Raw genomic sequence first — 15,733 nt, forward strand, 5'->3', positions numbered from 1 at the left:
ATTGAATTTTTTCTACCTGTTGACTTTAACTGGGGGAGGGGAACGAAAATCATTAGTTGCTATTTCCAGATGTTTGATTAGTGTAGATGGTGGTAATGGTCCTTGTAGGTGATTCCAAGGGAGGATTTGCTGGGGTGACCAGTGACTATGAACGTAAAAGTCTAAATCGGGAATTTTGCCTTTTAATTCCTTAAATGCTCGTTTATAACTTCCTAAAGAATCACCAAAATTACGAGTTAGTTCTAATAAATAAGAAAGACGACGGTCTCCCCTAGATAACAAAGACTGAATCACAGACCAATTATAACTTTCGGGACGAAAATCTATACCTTGGGGTTTTAGTTGTTTTTGTAAAAACTGTAACCTCTTTTCCGCAATCTTGTTAACTCCAAACCATTGAAACGGAGTATGGGACTTAGGAACAAAGGTGCTACATCCTAGAGTTAATCGTAATCCAGGAGTAGCCTTCTTTATATCTGTCATCATAGTCACCGTAGCATCTAAATCTTCAGGTTCCTCACCGGGAATACCCACCATGCCATATAATTTTAATGCTGATAGACCCCCAGCTTTGGCATTAATAGCAGCTTGGATAATTTCTTGATTATCTAATTTTTTATTAATAATCTGGCGGAGTTTTTCTGAACCACTTTCTACAGCAATGGTCAAGGAATGGCAATCTCTTGTGGCTAAAGTATGAGCTAACTTTTGGGTAACCGTATTGGTTCTTACAGAAGCAACACTCAATCGCACATCATCATATTTAGGTTGACTAATATAATCCAAAAGGTCAGAAAATTCTGGATGTTGAGTTACAGATGCGCCCAGTAAACCCAGACGATTAGTAATTTTTAAACCCCGTTCAATAGCAGGAATTAAAGAACCTTCCAAACTGGCGGTTCTAAAGGGCAAAGTTAAATAACTGGCTAAACAAAACCGACACATTTCGGGACAACTGCGCACCACCTCCACCATGAAAATATTTTCCCATGCTGCTTTTTGTGTCACCACAGTTGAAACTGAGAGATTGTTCCCTCTATAGGTCTGCTTGTGAACAACGGGAGGAATATCAACCCCGAGGGGATAAATAGCCTTGATTTCCCCATCTTGACCCGAATATTCAACATTGTATAAACTGGGAACATAGATTCCCGGTACTTGAGCTAAGGTTCTAAGTTGAACACTTTTAGGAGCTTGTCTAACTTGCTTATAACAATCAATAAAACTCTCTAATAAAGTCTCTCCATCACCCAATAGCACCACATCAAAAAAATCAGCAAAGGGTTCAGGATTAGCTGTTAAAACCGGACCACCACCAAAAACCAGAGGATGTTCCAAACCGCGATGACTTGCACGTACGGGAATTTGCAAAGACTCTAAAATTTGCAGGATGTTGACATAATCCAATTCCCAGGACATGGAAAAACCAATAATTTCCGCTTGTCTAGGAAGGGGTTCTTGCACATCAGTAAATAAGCGACTTACTTGCAGATCATTGCGTACTGCTAAATTTGCCCACACCACCTGATAACCAAGACTAGTGATACCCACAGTGTATTCATTGGGGAAGGCAAAAATCACGGGGATAGGATTGGTGGTGGGTTGAGCTGGGGTAAATAACAGACGTTCAAACTCAAATACGGATGATGTCACGGATGTGCAATAGTTTGTTCTACTGGTGTTACCACTATATCACAATATTTTACCTTTAGATTTTACCGGTAAAATCTAAAATGTGCTGTGCTGTAATTTCTGGCTTTTCTACATGGGGAATGTGACCACAGTCGGGAATCCAAATTAATTGACTTTGGGGAATTGCTTGTCTAAATTTATTCGCATCCTTTGTCCCCAGTATTCTATCACTGTCTCCCCATAAAATTAGGGTTGGTTGCCCAATTTTCCCCAACTGCTGTAATTTAAAGGCTTGATAACCACCACTTTGGGTAAAGGTAATTAATGATTCCTTCCAATTTGCCATTTCTATGTGCAGGTCACGACAACATAAAGTGTCATCATTAATTAAATTGGGGTTTTTGTAAGCAGAGCGGCAAATGCGATCGCGCACTTGGGAATTACGCAAGAACTCTGCTGCTAATGAGTATAGTTGGGGGAACATCAATTTACTTAAAGCCGAACCCCCTTTTAAACCAGCACTATCAATCAAGATTAGCTTTTTTACCAGTTCAGGATAGGTGAGGGCAAAGTCTATGGCTGCTGCACCCCCCATAGAAGCTCCCAGCAGAATCACAGGTTGACCAATAAGGGTTTTCCAAAAATGATAGAGATGGGTTTTAATCGCAGCAGGACTATAGGCAATATCCCGTTGTCTTTCTGTAAAACCAAACCCCAGTAAATCTACTGCCCAGGTTGGATGGGTAAGAGATAACAGGGGCAAAAGTCGGCGAAACTCCAAAACCGAACTGTCAAAACCATGAATTAATAATATGGGGGTGTTCCCACTACCCTGCAGGACATAGCTAGTCCTAATTGGTTGGGGACTTAAAGGAGTAATCATCTCCTCAATTTGGATACCTTGAGCTAAAGCTACAGAAGTTGGTTCCGAGAGTTGTTCAACAGCTGACGGCAAAAAAATGAATGTGTCCCAAGAGGTAGTCATTAGTTATCAGATTGTAACTTTGGCATTATGAATTTGGGCGCTGACTTTCTTATAAATAAACTATAGGTATATAACACCTTTTAATCATTAAGTCTGGTTCATCATTAACACTGGAGTATGTTATGTTAAAACCAAATACCCTATCCCATATCCTACCAGAGTTGTCTGTGGAAGAACAACAACTAATTTCTGGCGGTGGACATTGGGCAAAATTCTCCCACCAGGGTCATTACCATCCTTGGTATCGTCATGATCGTAGAGTATATTATTACGATTCTTCCTGTAATAATAACTGTGGATGTGGTGACAGATGCTGCGACTAGTTAAATTCAATAACTATGGATCCACTCTTGTAAAAGAGAATTCACCAACTCAGGAGCTTCATCCTGGGGACAATGTCCCACTCCTTCCAGAGGAATAAATTTTTGCACCTGGGGAAAATTGGCTAACTCCCTACCCAGATCGATTGGTTCCCAGGGGTCAGCCGTTCCCCATAAAATGATTGCCTGACAGGGTAATATCGGTAACAAGTCCTCCGGTAAGGGTCCGCTGGAATAGTTTGTAAAGGCTAAAAATACAGCAGCAGCACCAGGATCTCTTGCTGGTTTCATCAAAATATCTATTAATTCATCCGTAACTGCTTCTTTAATATTATAGGCTTGTAAAAGAATTCTTTTGACGGTTTTTGGTTGAGCCAGTTGACTAAAAAAGAAGTTGCCAATGGATTTAATAGATAGGAATTTTTGTAAGAGGGGGGTTCCTACCCGCCTAATCCAGGGTAAATTTTGCCGTTTGCGGTCATGTAATAATCTCAGGGAGCAATTTAGTAAAGCAATTGATAAAGCTATATCCGGACTGCTAACGGCTGCCTGCATTGCTACAATACAACCAATAGAGTTACCAACTAAAAATGCAGGCTTGCCTACTACTTGTTGACAAAAGTCCACTATTTGCTTTCCCCAAGTTTCTAGGGTGTAAGTGATTTTTTCATTGGGTTGGGGTTTAGCGGAAGCTCCAAAACCAATTAAATCAATGGCGTACACCTGACAAGTTTCCGCAAGAACAGGTATGTTTTTGCGCCAGTGTCCCCAAGAAGCACCAAATCCATGTACTAAAATCACCGCTGGTCCTTTAGTCCCTTGCATTTGATAGGATATAGGTAGTCCTTGCCAAAACCAAGTTTTTGTGGATGTGAATGTGGTAGAATTCATAGGATGTCAGATCAAAAACTGCCAAGGCAAAAAAATGGATTTAAATAATGTTACAAATTACAAATCATAAACTATAGAATTGTAAAATATAAATGTAAAAATAACAATAAGTTACAAAAATCAATTTAGGACTAGACACAGATTGCCACTCTACTGCTATCTTAAATTGGAGGCAATTGCAACTTATTTCATAAAGCGTAACTTCATGGGAACGAATTACCAACGGGTTTTACTGAAACTGAGCGGTGAGGCCTTAATGGGCAACTTGGGCTATGGCATTGATCCAGAAGTAGTCAAGGGAATAGCTCAAGAATTAGGAGAGGTGGTGGCCACTGGTGTTCAAGTCGCTATCGTGGTTGGTGGTGGTAACATTTTTAGGGGCGTTAAAGCAGCATCAGCAGGTATGGACAGGGCAACAGCTGATTATATAGGAATGATTGCCACAGTAATGAATGCCATGACTCTACAAGACTCCCTAGAGAGAATAGGAGTACAAACAAGAGTACAAACGGCGATCGCCATGCAAGAGTTGGCTGAACCATATATCCGCCGTCGTGCCATCCGTCATTTGGAAAAAGGACGAGTGGTGATTTTTGGTGCGGGTTCAGGTAATCCTTTCTTTACCACAGACACCACTGCTGCTTTAAGAGCAGCGGAAATCGAAGCAGATGTGATTTTTAAGGCTACTAAGGTAGATGGTATCTACAGTGCAGACCCTAAAGTTCATTCCAATGCCAAACGCTATAAAACCCTCACCTATGGTCACGTTTTGGCGGAGGATTTGCGAGTCATGGATAGTACCGCAATTGCCCTATGTAAAGAAAACAACATTCCAATTCTCGTCTTTGACTTAACCGTACGGGGGAATATCCGTCGCGCAGTCATGGGAGAATCTATTGGTACTCTTGTGGGAGGTTCTTGTGACATTAGCTGAAGCTGAAAGTACAATGAAAAAAACCGTTGAAGCTACTCAAAAAGCTTTCAACAGCATTCGCACCGGTCGTGCCAATGCTAGTTTACTAGATAAAGTACAAGTCGAATATTATGGGAACCCTGCGCCCCTGAAATCCCTGGCCAACATTACTACACCAGACGCATCAACTATTCTCATTCAACCCTATGACAGGACCAGTTTGAATATAGTGGAAAAGGCTATCTCCTTGTCTGATGTAGGTCTAACTCCTAGTAATGATGGTTCTGTGATTCGCCTAAATATACCACCTTTGACATCTGAGCGCCGTAAAGAATTAGTTAAACTGGCTGCCAAGTATGCTGAGGAAGGTCGGGTAGGAATTCGCAATATTCGACGCGATGCTCTAGACTCAATCCGCAAACAGCAAAAAGCGGCGGATATTTCAGAAGACGAATCCCGAGATCAGCAGGACAAATTGCAAAAGATCACCAACATTTATACTGCAAAAATTGATGAATTGCTTGCAGAAAAGGAGAAAGATATTAGTACTGTGTAAATGGATGCGGGTGGGGGGTTGAGATCCCTAAAAACCCCATAACCCCCACTCCTACTGGAATTTATTCTTCTTCATCGCTGTCTAAATCGTCATCATCATCAGTTTCTAAATTGTCATCATCACCATCAGTCTCGGAAGATAGCAGTTTTTTATCACTTTCACTTAGTTGAATCAGGTGAATATGTTTATAACCCAGACGAATTTCAAATTCATCTCCGGGTTTTAAACCCATAGCCTTGGTGTAAGTAGCACCAATGACAATTTGACGGTTTTGATGGACACTTACACGATAGGTTGGCTCTCTTCCTCTTCCATCTTTTGTTGATTCCGGACTGAGGGGAATACCTCTAGCAGACAACAAAGCATCATAAAAATCCGTGAGGTTAACACGCACCTGATTGTTTTTAGTTACGGTGTAATACCCACATTGCTTTGCTCTTTCTCGGCGGGGTAAATTGGAAAGTTCTTTTACCCTAGACAGCAATGCTTTTCCTGTTAATGGGGCACTTGCAGTTTCAGTCATTATGCTCAAAATTCCCTTAATCTATGCAAACAGATCATGCCAAGTAGTCTAGTTTTACATTTGGCTTGCAGCCAATGTTGATAGCTACTTAAAAACTTGCAGTTTAACTGTGAATTACCTGCTTATATTATCAGCCTTGTCACCTTCATTTGGGTTATTCGCTCTGTGAGAGGTTTATCCAGGGACATTTATGAGGTGATTTTACAACACTTTCAACCATTATTCACCATGAGCAAAAACTGACTTTAATTTTTGGGCAATCCCAAAGTGATGTAATGCCAGTGATGTAATGCAAATTGGGCCAGTTCCACTCCTAAAAAGTGGTAGATACAATAAGTCGCAGGGTTTTCACTTTTAGTCCTTGCTGTTGAGTTGTAGGTTGGTACCCACTCCCCATATTGAGGTAGACCCAGTATTCTCTAAAGGACATACACCCGTTGATCTGACCTGGAAAATTCAGAAAATTCTCCCAGTCTGTTTATCAACAAAGCACTATCAACCGCACTTGTACGACTGTTAGTCCTGCTTTTGGTGCTGGTGCAGTTTCATATCAAATACTATCATGAACCAATAGTAGCAAAATATTTCTTTAATTGAAAAAACAATTTACAATTTATTATCTATCCATTAGACATCTCCCCCAGAGCGGTCATTTATCAGGTCGTCACAAAAGTTAGGGGGAATTTTGTCCTCATTTTATGCTTCTACTAGATCCATGGAGTTAAGATGTTGATCCGAATTTATATAATAAGGGTGAGTCTATAGATTATCATCTGGCAGTCTCGGTTAAATGGGTTAAAATTACTGGGAGATTATTGGGAAAAGCCAAAAATAAACAATAGAGTTTAAAGGACTTAGGAGCAGCCAGGTTTTTTTAAAAATAAAACAGGAGCCTTATATATGGAAGTTATTTTCGAGATTATTCGCCAGCAACCAAATTCTACTCCCGTGGTTCAATCCTATAATCTACAGGTGGATCCGGGAACTACAATCTTGGATTGTCTTAATCGTATTAAATGGGAGCAAGATGGAACTTTGGCATTCCGCAAAAACTGCCGTAATACTATTTGTGGTAGCTGTGCTGTGGTCATTAATGGACGTTCCGCTTTAGCTTGCAAAGAAAACGTTGGTAGCGAACTGGCTAGGTTAAGAAACATTTCTGCTTCTGTTTACCCCCACCATACCATTAATTCCATTAATTCTATTACCATCGCTCCTCTAGGAAATATGCCTGTAATTAAGGATTTGGTGGTAGATATGACCGGGTTTTGGGACAATCTGGAAGCCGTCACACCATATATTAGCACAGCAGCACGACAAATCCCAGAACGGGAATTTCTCCAAACCCCCCAGGAGCGATCGCTTTTAGACCAAACGGGAAATTGTATTATGTGTGGTGCATGTTATTCCGAATGTAATGCTCGTCAGGTCAACCCGGATTTTGTTGGTCCCCATGCTTTAGCTAAAGCCTATCGTATGGTAGCAGATTCTCGTGATGACAATCAAGAAAATCGCTTGGAAGAATATAATCATACAACTCAAGGTGTGTGGGGTTGCACTCGCTGTTTCTATTGTGATTCTGTATGTCCCATGGGAGTAGAACCTTTAGCACAAATCAACAAAATCAAACAAAAGATTTTAGAACGTAAACAAGCTCATGAAAGTCGTTCTGTTCGCCACCGCAAGGTACTGATAGATTTAGTTAAACAGGGAGGATGGATAGATGAGCGTCAGTTTGGGGTGCAAGTGGTTGGCAATTATTTTCGCGATCTCAAAGGACTACTTTCCCTAGCTCCCCTAGGTTTAAGAATGTTAGTCCGAGGCAAGTTTCCCCTTTCCTTTGAGCCATCAGCAGGTACTCAGGAAGTAAGATCTCTTATAGAGTCTATCCAAGAGGAGGAATCAAAATCACATTAGTGTATATTTATATATTTAGGGTATATTTAATTTTTGACCAAATCGGTCATAAACCAAAATGTCCCATTGTCCATTATTGGTGAACTCAAATGCAATTCTATTGCCATCAGCACTAATGGTGGGATTGCGGAATTGAGCTGCTAAATTGGTGGTTAAGTTACGAGATTGGCGTGTTTCTTTATCATAAAGAAAAATGCCAGATTTTCCCTGACGACTAGCAGCAAAAACAACATAACGACCATCCTGACTTACTGCAGGATGGTCAGCCATGGTGTCAAAAGTATTCAGTCCCGGTAAATCTACTAGGCCTCTAGTAATTGTGTCAAATAAATACACATCCTGGCTACCCCGACGGTCAGTAACAAACACAATATATCTACCACCAATCTGTGGGTTAAACTCAGAAGCTAAACTGTTTAAACCACGACCACTAGAGTCAAAAGGATAACTTAATATTCGTGGGTAACCAAAACATCCAGCTAACAAACCTGACATCAAAACTAGGCTCAACAGTAAAATGGCAGATGATCTAGATAACTTATGTGAATTATATAACATACAACCAACAAACTAATTTCCCACCGCCCCACCATTAGGAATATCTAACTCCACAGTTGGTCCACGATCCAAAACTTCAATATCCCATTGTCCACGACCAGCAGATTGGAAGACAATATAACGACCATCAGGACTAATATACGGATTTTTAATCCAACCCCCGTATGTGGGAGTTAACACTTGTGACCGTTTTGTAGCCCGGTCATAAAGAGCTATCACCGGTTTAGCGCGATCGCTTGTTAAATAACAAACATAACGACCAGTGTAGCTGAGACTAGGATTTTCCACAATAGTTTCTCGTCGGTTTAAACCAGGAATGGGAGCAAAGCCTTGATTTTGCAAATCATAGACTAATAACTGCTGACTACCACTACGATTAGAAACAAAAGCTAGAAACCTTCCATCACCACTAAGAGCAGGATCCTGCTCTGTATAGCGGGTATTCACCGAGAAAATATCCATGCTCACCTCACCAGTGCCACAAGAGACTAGTAAAATAGCCAGTACTAAAATTAGGACTTGGATGAAAAAGTGAGGAGGGGGAGAGAAGAACCGAATTAGATGCACAGCAGATTAAAATTACACTCCAACTAATTTCTTGAACTAATGTCTAAACCATCCCAAGATCCAGCCACAACCTAACTAATATCATCCAAATCATCAGAATCATCTGGTTTTCGAGTTGGTGTTTCTATGGGATTATAAGGTACATAATCAGCATTAATGGGTTCATCATCGCCAGAGATAAAAGACTCCACGGGGGGACGACGCCTTCTTGGTCTGGTGGGGGGTTCGTTCTGGGGAAATTCTGGAGATTGAGGTTTACGAGGACGAGATGGTTTTCTGGTTTCTGAAGGGGGAGTTTCCCAGTCATCAACTGGTCTAGGAGGATCACCCCAATTTTCATCAGAATCATAAATATTAGGACGGTTTGAGGAGCTTCCATAACCGGTGCGGCGTTTTTTAGTTCGTGAATCTGGTTGTTCCCGACCACTACGACGTGGTGTCCGTTGGGGACTGGCTTCGTAGTTCTCTTGACTAGGACGATCATCCCGACTACCCCTAATTCTAGGACGTTGGGGGGGTTCCGGTTCTTCCTCTTCGTAGTATGGTAGTGGGTCTAGATCTTCATCTACTTCTGCTTGATAATTACGACGTTGAGAATAAGAATATTTTTTACTAACTTCCCGCTCATCATCTACAATGGGCGTATTACGTTTAGCTTGTTGAGTAGCAATACTCCTTAACCTAATACTTTCAACTGCAAAAAATACTGTAGAGCCAACCAACAGCAACTGGCCAAATTGTAAAATCGGGTCAAGTCGCCACCCCTGAAAGATGAGAATAAACCCGCATAATAATCCAACAGCAGCAAAAAATATATCCTGGTCTCGTGAAAGTTCGGGACGCACAGTACGTAGGAAATACAGTGCTGCTCCAGCTACCGCTAGAAAAATTCCCAGCACACTAGCTGAATTAGCCCCGAAATTTACCTGAGCTAGAAGACCAGTCCCATTGATCCCAAAAGTTATCATTGTTCTTTCCCTTGTGATATTAATGACTGATGAGGGTTCATCAGTCATTAGTTAACCATTCCTTATTGTCTAAATTGTCTAATTGCGTTGGACCTTATCTTTTTGGCTGATAAAAATCAAACCCACGGTAGCAGGGATAACTACAATAGCAGTACCCCAAACTAGACTCCAAAGGAAATTTGCTAAAGAGGGTGTCATAATTCTTAACCTGATTTTTTTACACAATTCATCCTGATTTTAGCAAAGAATGAACTCCATTGTGGTACTATTGGATTTAACTGATAGTCATGACTAGTGTTATGAGTGGTGTTGACCTGATCTCCTGGACTGTTGGACCCCTTCTGGGTGTCATGACCTTTTTATTTATTTTCCGGATCATTTTGACTTGGTATCCCCAGGTGAGTCTTAAAAATTTACCCTTTAGTCTAATTGCCTGGCCAACTGAACCTTTTTTAGTCCTACTCAGAAAAATTGTACCACCTCTTGGTGGTGTGGATATCACCCCCATTATTTGGGTAGGTATCTTCAGCTTGGTAAGGGAGTTCTTGCTAGGTCAGCAAGGATTACTGACCATGGCGGCACGGTTAAATGGGTAGTTATTTTCAACAGCAATTAGGGAAGTTTCATATCCTGTATGAAACTGGTGTAGACCTGACCTTGTAAGAACTGTGGATGTTCCATGATCCTTTGATGAAATCCAATGGTTGTAGGTAGTCCGGTAATTGCACATTCCCTTAGGGCCCGTTTCATACGGTTAATGGCTGTATGGCGATCAGGTCCCCAGACGATTAATTTGCCAATCAGGGAATCGTAGTAGGGAGGGATTTGGTAATCTGTGTAAACATGAGAATCAATTCTTACCCCTGGTCCTCCTGGTGGTAGGTAGCCACTAATTTTGCCAGGTGATGGACGAAAGTCATGATCTGGGTCTTCAGCATTGATGCGACATTCGATGGCATGGCCCTGGAGGGTAACTTTGTCCTGATCGAATTTGAGTCTTTCACCTTGAGCAATGCGAATTTGTTCTACCAGAAGGTCCACACCGGTGACCATTTCAGTCACTGGGTGTTCTACTTGAATCCGGGTGTTCATTTCCATAAAGTAGAAATGACCTGACTTGTCTAAGAGAAACTCAATGGTTCCAGCACCTGTGTAGTTTATGAACTGTGCTGCTTTCACAGCTGCATGTCCCATTTTTTCCCGTAGGTCTTCATCCAGAGCAGGACTAGGTGCTTCTTCTAGTAACTTCTGGTTACGACGCTGAATAGAACAGTCCCTTTCTCCTAAATGGATGACATTACCATAGTTATCCGCCAGGATTTGAAACTCGATGTGTCGGGGACGTTCAATAAATTTTTCTATATAGACACCAGCATTACCAAAAGCGGCGCCAGCTTCTCCTTGAGCTGCATGGAACAGCTTAGTAAACTCATCTTCACTGCGCACAAGACGCATACCCCTTCCACCACCTCCAGCAGTGGCCTTGATCATCACAGGATAACCGATCTGGTGAGCGATCGCCAGTCCTTGGGTTTCAGTTTCCACCAGTCCATCACTACCGGGAACCGTGGGAACTCCAGCCTTTTGCATAGTTTCTTTAGCTGTGGATTTATCCCCCATTAAGCGAATTGCTTCTGGTGTAGGGCCAATAAATGCAATTTGGTGGTCTGCACAAATCTCCGCGAATCTGGCATTTTCTGCGAGAAAACCATAACCTGGGTGAATAGCAGTGGCACCTCTGGTTAAAGCTGCTGCAATAATGTTGGGAATATTTAAGTAACTTTTAGCACTAGCTGGTTCACCAATACAAACCGCTTCATCAGCCAATTGAACGTGTAGAGCATTACGGTCAACGGTAGAGTGAATAGCAACTGTGGAAATTCCCATTTCTTCACAGGCCCGGAGAATACGAAGGGCTATTTCCCCTCGATTGGCAATTAAAATCTTGTCAAACTTCATTTTTTAGTTACCATATTACTACCAGTGGATTCACATTTTCTCCCATCTGCTTGAAGTAAAGCTGTTATATTATATTAATTCCCATGATTTTCTGATCACAGGGAGGAAGAAAATTCCAGAAAATCTTTGCTAGACCTTATTTAAAAAACTTTTCAAAAAACATTTGCCATTGTCAATTTACCGTGCTATACTCTGGATCTAGGCAACCGTGCGGATGTGGCGGAATTGGTATACGCGCACGCTTGAGGTGCGTGTGGCATTGCCTTGCGAGTTCGAGTCTCGCCATCCGCATAATGCCCTGTTAAAGTTGATTTAATCGAGAAAATAAAAGCGCCACCTTGTCTAGGTCCTTGTCCCCGGGCGATCGCTCTACTCCACTAGAGAGGTCAATACCATCTGGGTGGATTTGAGTGAGGGCGGTAAGAACATTATCTGGAGTCAATCCTCCCGCCAAAAACCAGGGAAGGGCGGGGCGGAAGGATTGTAGGACTTGCCAATCCAAAGTTTTGCCCGTTCCTCCCAACTGTTGGGGATGATAAGCATCCAATAAAAATGTGTCCACACCACTGGTGTAGTTGAGGGTGGTTTCTAGCTGTTCCCAGCTCCTTACCCTAAAGGCTTTAATTAGTTCTATGTTAGGCAGGACTTGACGTAGTTCCTCACAGAACAGTGGTGTTTCGTCCCCATGTAATTGTACACCGGTTAAACTTGATGAACTGACCACTTTGGTAATTTCAAAAATGGTACTGTTTGCGAACACACCAATTTTATCAATATGGTCAGGTATATGGGAAGTAGCTAGGTTAATCTGTTCTATACTGACATAGCGGGGTGAACTAGGTACACAAATAAAACCTAAAGCAGTTGCACCCAGTTGGGTAATTGCCAAAGATTGTTGTGGTTGAGTGATACCGCAAATTTTAATTCGCATTGAAATAGTAAATTATATAGTAAAGGAATAAGGAGAGAACGTAGGATGGGTTTCGTTCCTCAACCCATCCTACAAATAATTGTGCCCCCCTACTTAGTGAACAATTTTAAATAGTGCGGGAGAATTTAGACTCCTTCATTTTACTATGAGCGTCAAAGTGACAAGCAATATTTCTCACCAACAATCTACCAATATCCGTGATTTGGATTTCATCAGTGAATAAATTTACCAGTCCATCCCTTTCTAGAAGTCTTAATTCTAGGAGTTCTTCATGGAAATACTGATCAAAATTGATGTGATATTTACTTTCAACTTCCAACTTACGTAGACAGAAATGAGACATAATAGACATAATCACATCCCGTCTGATCATATCATCTGGAGTTAATTGAATTCCCTTACTAATGGGAACTGCGCCCATTTCCACAGATTGATAGTAATGCTTCAAATCCTTATAGTTTTGAGAGTATGCATTATCTAGCATGCTGATAGCAGTGATGCCAAAACCAAACAGTTCAGTTTCTGCATGGGTGGTATAACCTTGGAAGTTTCGTTTTAAAGTACCATTAACCTGAGCGATCGCCAATTCATCATTATGCTTAGCAAAATGGTCCATACCAATAAACAAATATTGATGACTAGTCAACTGCTCAATAGTCATTTTCATGATGTCTAGTTTTTCTTGAGCGGTGGGTAGAGTAGTAGGATCAATTTTTTTTTGCACTGGTTTCATCCAGGGGACATAGGCGAAATTAAAGACAACAATTCTGTCTGGGTCAAGAGCAATGGTTTTGGTGAGGGTTTCTTGGAAACCTTGTAAATTTTGGTAAGGTAAACCATAAATTAAATCCACATTCACACTAGAAAAATTGGATTGTTTAATCCAGTCCATAGCATCAAACAGCATTTTTTCTGGTTGAATTCGGTTAACTGCTAATTGTACTTGGGGGTCAAAATCTTGGATACCAAAGCTAATGCGATTAAAGCCAATACTCCTCAGAGAGTTAATATAGTCCCTATTGATATAACGGGGGTTAATTTCAATAGAAACTTCCGCATTTGGATCAACACAGAAATAGCGATTAATAGTTTCCCATAGAAATTGGACTTGATGTATTTCCAGATAATTGGGAGTGCCTCCACCCCAGTGAATTTGAAGGACAGGGCGACTTGTATCAATAAGACGAGAAGTATTTTTTATTTCCTGAGCTAAATTATTCACATAAGGTTCAGCAATCTTTTTGTTATGAGAGATGACCGTATTACAACCACAAAAATAGCAAGGAGTTTCACAGAAAGGAATGTGGAAATATAAAGACAGAGGGGTATGACGGTGATTAGAATGAGAAATAGCCATTTCCCAGTCTTGAGTTGTAAATGTTTCAGATAATTCCGTAGCGGGTGGATAACTAGTGTATCTAGGAGCGCGAGTGTCATATTTTTGAATCAAGTCCAAATCAAATTTGACACCTGGTAAAACGAAAACCATAAAAACCTCTGAATTATTCTTGCATGGGAGAAGGATTTACGCATAAGTTAATTTTGAGTGTTGCTAGATCAAACTAGCTGATTATAGTTAGCTTGACCCAACTTGGCCATTAATATAGGTTCCAACTCTTTCACTATCTCCATATTGAGATAGAAAGCATAATTAGCTTCAGCGACAATTTGATCAGCAGTTGTCTCATCCACCGGTACGAGATCCAATGCTTGACGATACTGGTTTTTAAAAACCTGTTTATCGGGAATTTGCTCGAAATTATAAAACTCAGTTCCCTCATAACCAGAGAGTTGTAAAGCTGACTGAGCAATTTTTTGCAGCATTTGTCCACCGGAAAGATCACCCATATAACGGGTATAGGCATGACCTAATAGTAGAGCAGGTTGATGGGTAGAAAGTTGTTGCAGACGAGCAACATATTTTTGAGTAGCTAAGGATGGTTTTAGGTAACTACGCCAGAGATCACCATAATAAAATAACATATCTTTTTCTAGGGATGGAAGACGATTTAGTTGGGGAAAATACATCACCTTAATTACAGGATGTTGTTGATGTTTAGTAATTGCAGCTTCTAGTTCACCATAGACAAAATACAGATTGCCCAAAAATTTTCCCAAACATTCTTTGTCCACAATCCCCTTGACGAAACACTTCATAAAACCCACGTTTTCTGCATCCGTATGAGCTTTTTGAGTACCGGAGCGAAGTTTTACCGCTAAGTTATTGCCCATTAGTTTTTCCCTCAAATTTTTGTCCACTAAGAGAGATGAATGGTATTGCTTGGTTGGAAGCACATCTTTGATAATCATCATAAAATATTTAACTATGAAACTTCTTGATTAGTTTAAAGATATTCATATTTCTTTAGAGTTTATTCCATAGCATTACTCCTGTTATTAACAAAAATCCGCCATCGAATTTACCGAAAATCAATCGCTGTAGGTTTCGTCCATCACCTTAGCAGCACAGGGAGAACAAATGCTCCAGCGTTCCAGTTCCCCTGGTGGGGATGGACAATGACATTGGGGACACAAAGGTAAATGACTATCCTTGACTTGTTTAGTCCTGAACCAGTTTTCAAAAACCATTTTAACTGAAACCACTGGCTGAGCAATTTGACTAGTATGATTGATATTAGTGCTCTGTTCTAAATAACTGGGGTGTTTTTGGCAAGAAAAAGTTTCTTGTGTCTGGTTTTGTGCTGTTTGATTCCATTGTGCAGTTGAAAACCGAATATCTGTTATAGCAGGAATTTGCAATTGGTTTAATCGCTGATTTAACTTTAATAGAATAGCATAGCGTCCAAAGGTTAAGTTTTGTGACCAAGCAGCACTGGAAGTTGCTACCCACAAAACATGACGCCGTATGGACAGGGGGCGAGTTTCCCGAGCTACCTTCACACCAACAACCTCTGGCCAAAAATTAAGTAACTTGAGCAAAGGTTCTTCTTGACACCTAGACTCTATTTGGAGAATCCCTAGAATTTCATTAACTGATTTTAACGACATCTGG

The 15,733-nt window shown here is 40.9% G+C and carries 18 protein-coding genes and 1 tRNA gene; 6 read left to right on the top strand and 13 right to left on the bottom strand.

The window, feature by feature from the left end:
- Window positions 1-12: 12 nt before the first annotated feature.
- Both IAR63_RS04535 and IAR63_RS04540 read right to left on the bottom strand, forming a co-directional pair.
- Window positions 13-1,653, bottom strand: a complete 1,641-nt coding sequence (locus IAR63_RS04535) for a B12-binding domain-containing radical SAM protein (protein WP_187706750.1) — start codon at window positions 1,651-1,653, stop codon at window positions 13-15.
- Between the two features lie 55 nt (window positions 1,654-1,708).
- Window positions 1,709-2,617 carry an alpha/beta fold hydrolase gene (locus IAR63_RS04540; RefSeq protein ID WP_187706751.1) on the bottom strand — a complete coding sequence of 303 codons (909 nt, stop codon included), beginning with the start codon at window positions 2,615-2,617 and terminating at the stop codon, window positions 1,709-1,711.
- A 122-nt stretch (window positions 2,618-2,739) separates the two neighbouring features.
- On the opposite strand from IAR63_RS04540, the gene IAR63_RS04545 reads away from it, so the two are divergent.
- The gene (locus IAR63_RS04545; RefSeq protein WP_187706752.1) at window positions 2,740-2,940 is read left to right on the top strand and encodes a hypothetical protein; all 201 of its coding nucleotides are present in this window, start codon (window positions 2,740-2,742) and stop codon (window positions 2,938-2,940) included.
- A gap of 6 nt (window positions 2,941-2,946) precedes the next feature.
- On the opposite strand, the gene IAR63_RS04550 is transcribed toward IAR63_RS04545, so the two are convergent.
- Window positions 2,947-3,828 (bottom strand): alpha/beta fold hydrolase, encoded by an 882-nt coding sequence (locus tag IAR63_RS04550; protein ID WP_187706753.1) that lies wholly within the window; start codon window positions 3,826-3,828, stop codon window positions 2,947-2,949.
- Window positions 3,829-4,033: 205 nt separating this feature from the next.
- On the opposite strand from IAR63_RS04550, the gene pyrH reads away from it, so the two are divergent.
- Together pyrH and frr are read left to right on the top strand one after the other, a co-directional pair.
- Window positions 4,034-4,762, top strand: coding sequence for a UMP kinase (gene pyrH, locus IAR63_RS04555; protein ID WP_187706754.1), 729 nt, complete (start codon window positions 4,034-4,036; stop codon window positions 4,760-4,762).
- Entirely contained in the window at window positions 4,749-5,297 is a 549-nt protein-coding gene (frr, locus tag IAR63_RS04560; protein ID WP_187706755.1) for a ribosome recycling factor, read from the top strand. The genes pyrH and frr overlap by 14 nt, the downstream gene beginning before the upstream one ends.
- A 61-nt stretch (window positions 5,298-5,358) precedes the next feature.
- On the opposite strand, the gene IAR63_RS04565 is transcribed toward frr, so the two are convergent.
- Window positions 5,359-5,820, bottom strand: a complete 462-nt coding sequence (locus IAR63_RS04565) for an AbrB family transcriptional regulator (protein WP_187706756.1) — start codon at window positions 5,818-5,820, stop codon at window positions 5,359-5,361.
- Between the two features lie 900 nt (window positions 5,821-6,720).
- On the opposite strand from IAR63_RS04565, the gene IAR63_RS04570 reads away from it, so the two are divergent.
- On the top strand, window positions 6,721-7,737 hold the full coding sequence (locus IAR63_RS04570) for a succinate dehydrogenase/fumarate reductase iron-sulfur subunit (RefSeq protein ID WP_187706757.1): 1,017 nt from the start codon (window positions 6,721-6,723) through the stop codon (window positions 7,735-7,737).
- Window positions 7,738-7,752: 15 nt separating this feature from the next.
- Here the strand turns inward: IAR63_RS04570 and IAR63_RS04575 are convergent, their stop codons facing one another.
- The 4 genes from IAR63_RS04575 to psbX form a co-directional block, all read right to left on the bottom strand.
- Window positions 7,753-8,295 (bottom strand): TolB family protein, encoded by a 543-nt coding sequence (locus tag IAR63_RS04575; RefSeq protein ID WP_187706758.1) that lies wholly within the window; start codon window positions 8,293-8,295, stop codon window positions 7,753-7,755.
- A 12-nt stretch (window positions 8,296-8,307) separates the two neighbouring features.
- Complete coding sequence (locus IAR63_RS04580; RefSeq protein WP_407927170.1) at window positions 8,308-8,853, bottom strand: TolB family protein; 546 nt, start codon at window positions 8,851-8,853, stop codon at window positions 8,308-8,310.
- An 80-nt stretch (window positions 8,854-8,933) separates the two neighbouring features.
- Window positions 8,934-9,830 carry a Ycf66 family protein gene (locus tag IAR63_RS04585; protein ID WP_187707358.1) on the bottom strand — a complete coding sequence of 299 codons (897 nt, stop codon included), beginning with the start codon at window positions 9,828-9,830 and terminating at the stop codon, window positions 8,934-8,936.
- A gap of 78 nt (window positions 9,831-9,908) precedes the next feature.
- Window positions 9,909-10,028 (bottom strand): photosystem II reaction center X protein, encoded by a 120-nt coding sequence (gene psbX, locus IAR63_RS04590; protein WP_009344046.1) that lies wholly within the window; start codon window positions 10,026-10,028, stop codon window positions 9,909-9,911.
- A 101-nt stretch (window positions 10,029-10,129) separates the two neighbouring features.
- Between psbX and IAR63_RS04595 the strand changes: the two genes are divergently transcribed.
- Window positions 10,130-10,426, top strand: a complete 297-nt coding sequence (locus IAR63_RS04595; RefSeq protein WP_187707359.1) for a YggT family protein — start codon at window positions 10,130-10,132, stop codon at window positions 10,424-10,426.
- A gap of 16 nt (window positions 10,427-10,442) precedes the next feature.
- Here IAR63_RS04595 and accC read toward each other — a convergent pair whose 3' ends face one another.
- Window positions 10,443-11,789: an acetyl-CoA carboxylase biotin carboxylase subunit gene (gene accC, locus IAR63_RS04600; RefSeq protein ID WP_096546597.1), complete on the bottom strand. Its 1,347-nt coding sequence runs from the start codon at window positions 11,787-11,789 to the stop codon at window positions 10,443-10,445.
- Between the two features lie 210 nt (window positions 11,790-11,999).
- On the opposite strand from accC, the gene IAR63_RS04605 reads away from it, so the two are divergent.
- Window positions 12,000-12,080 (top strand) — tRNA-Leu (locus IAR63_RS04605).
- Between the two features lie 10 nt (window positions 12,081-12,090).
- Here IAR63_RS04605 and IAR63_RS04610 read toward each other — a convergent pair.
- From IAR63_RS04610 to IAR63_RS04625, 4 genes are all read right to left on the bottom strand, one after another.
- Window positions 12,091-12,720 (bottom strand): phosphoribosylanthranilate isomerase, encoded by a 630-nt coding sequence (locus IAR63_RS04610; RefSeq protein ID WP_187706760.1) that lies wholly within the window; start codon window positions 12,718-12,720, stop codon window positions 12,091-12,093.
- A gap of 106 nt (window positions 12,721-12,826) precedes the next feature.
- Complete coding sequence (gene hemN, locus IAR63_RS04615; protein ID WP_187706761.1) at window positions 12,827-14,209, bottom strand: oxygen-independent coproporphyrinogen III oxidase; 1,383 nt, start codon at window positions 14,207-14,209, stop codon at window positions 12,827-12,829.
- 68 nt (window positions 14,210-14,277) lie between these two features.
- Window positions 14,278-14,952 carry a biliverdin-producing heme oxygenase gene (locus tag IAR63_RS04620; protein ID WP_187706762.1) on the bottom strand — a complete coding sequence of 225 codons (675 nt, stop codon included), beginning with the start codon at window positions 14,950-14,952 and terminating at the stop codon, window positions 14,278-14,280.
- A gap of 198 nt (window positions 14,953-15,150) precedes the next feature.
- Entirely contained in the window at window positions 15,151-15,729 is a 579-nt protein-coding gene (locus tag IAR63_RS04625) for a DciA family protein (protein WP_187706763.1), read from the bottom strand.
- Window positions 15,730-15,733: the final 4 nt, after the last annotated feature.

This window comes from Cylindrospermopsis curvispora GIHE-G1 (assembly GCF_014489415.1).
Taxonomy (GTDB): domain Bacteria; phylum Cyanobacteriota; class Cyanobacteriia; order Cyanobacteriales; family Nostocaceae; genus Raphidiopsis; species Raphidiopsis curvispora_A.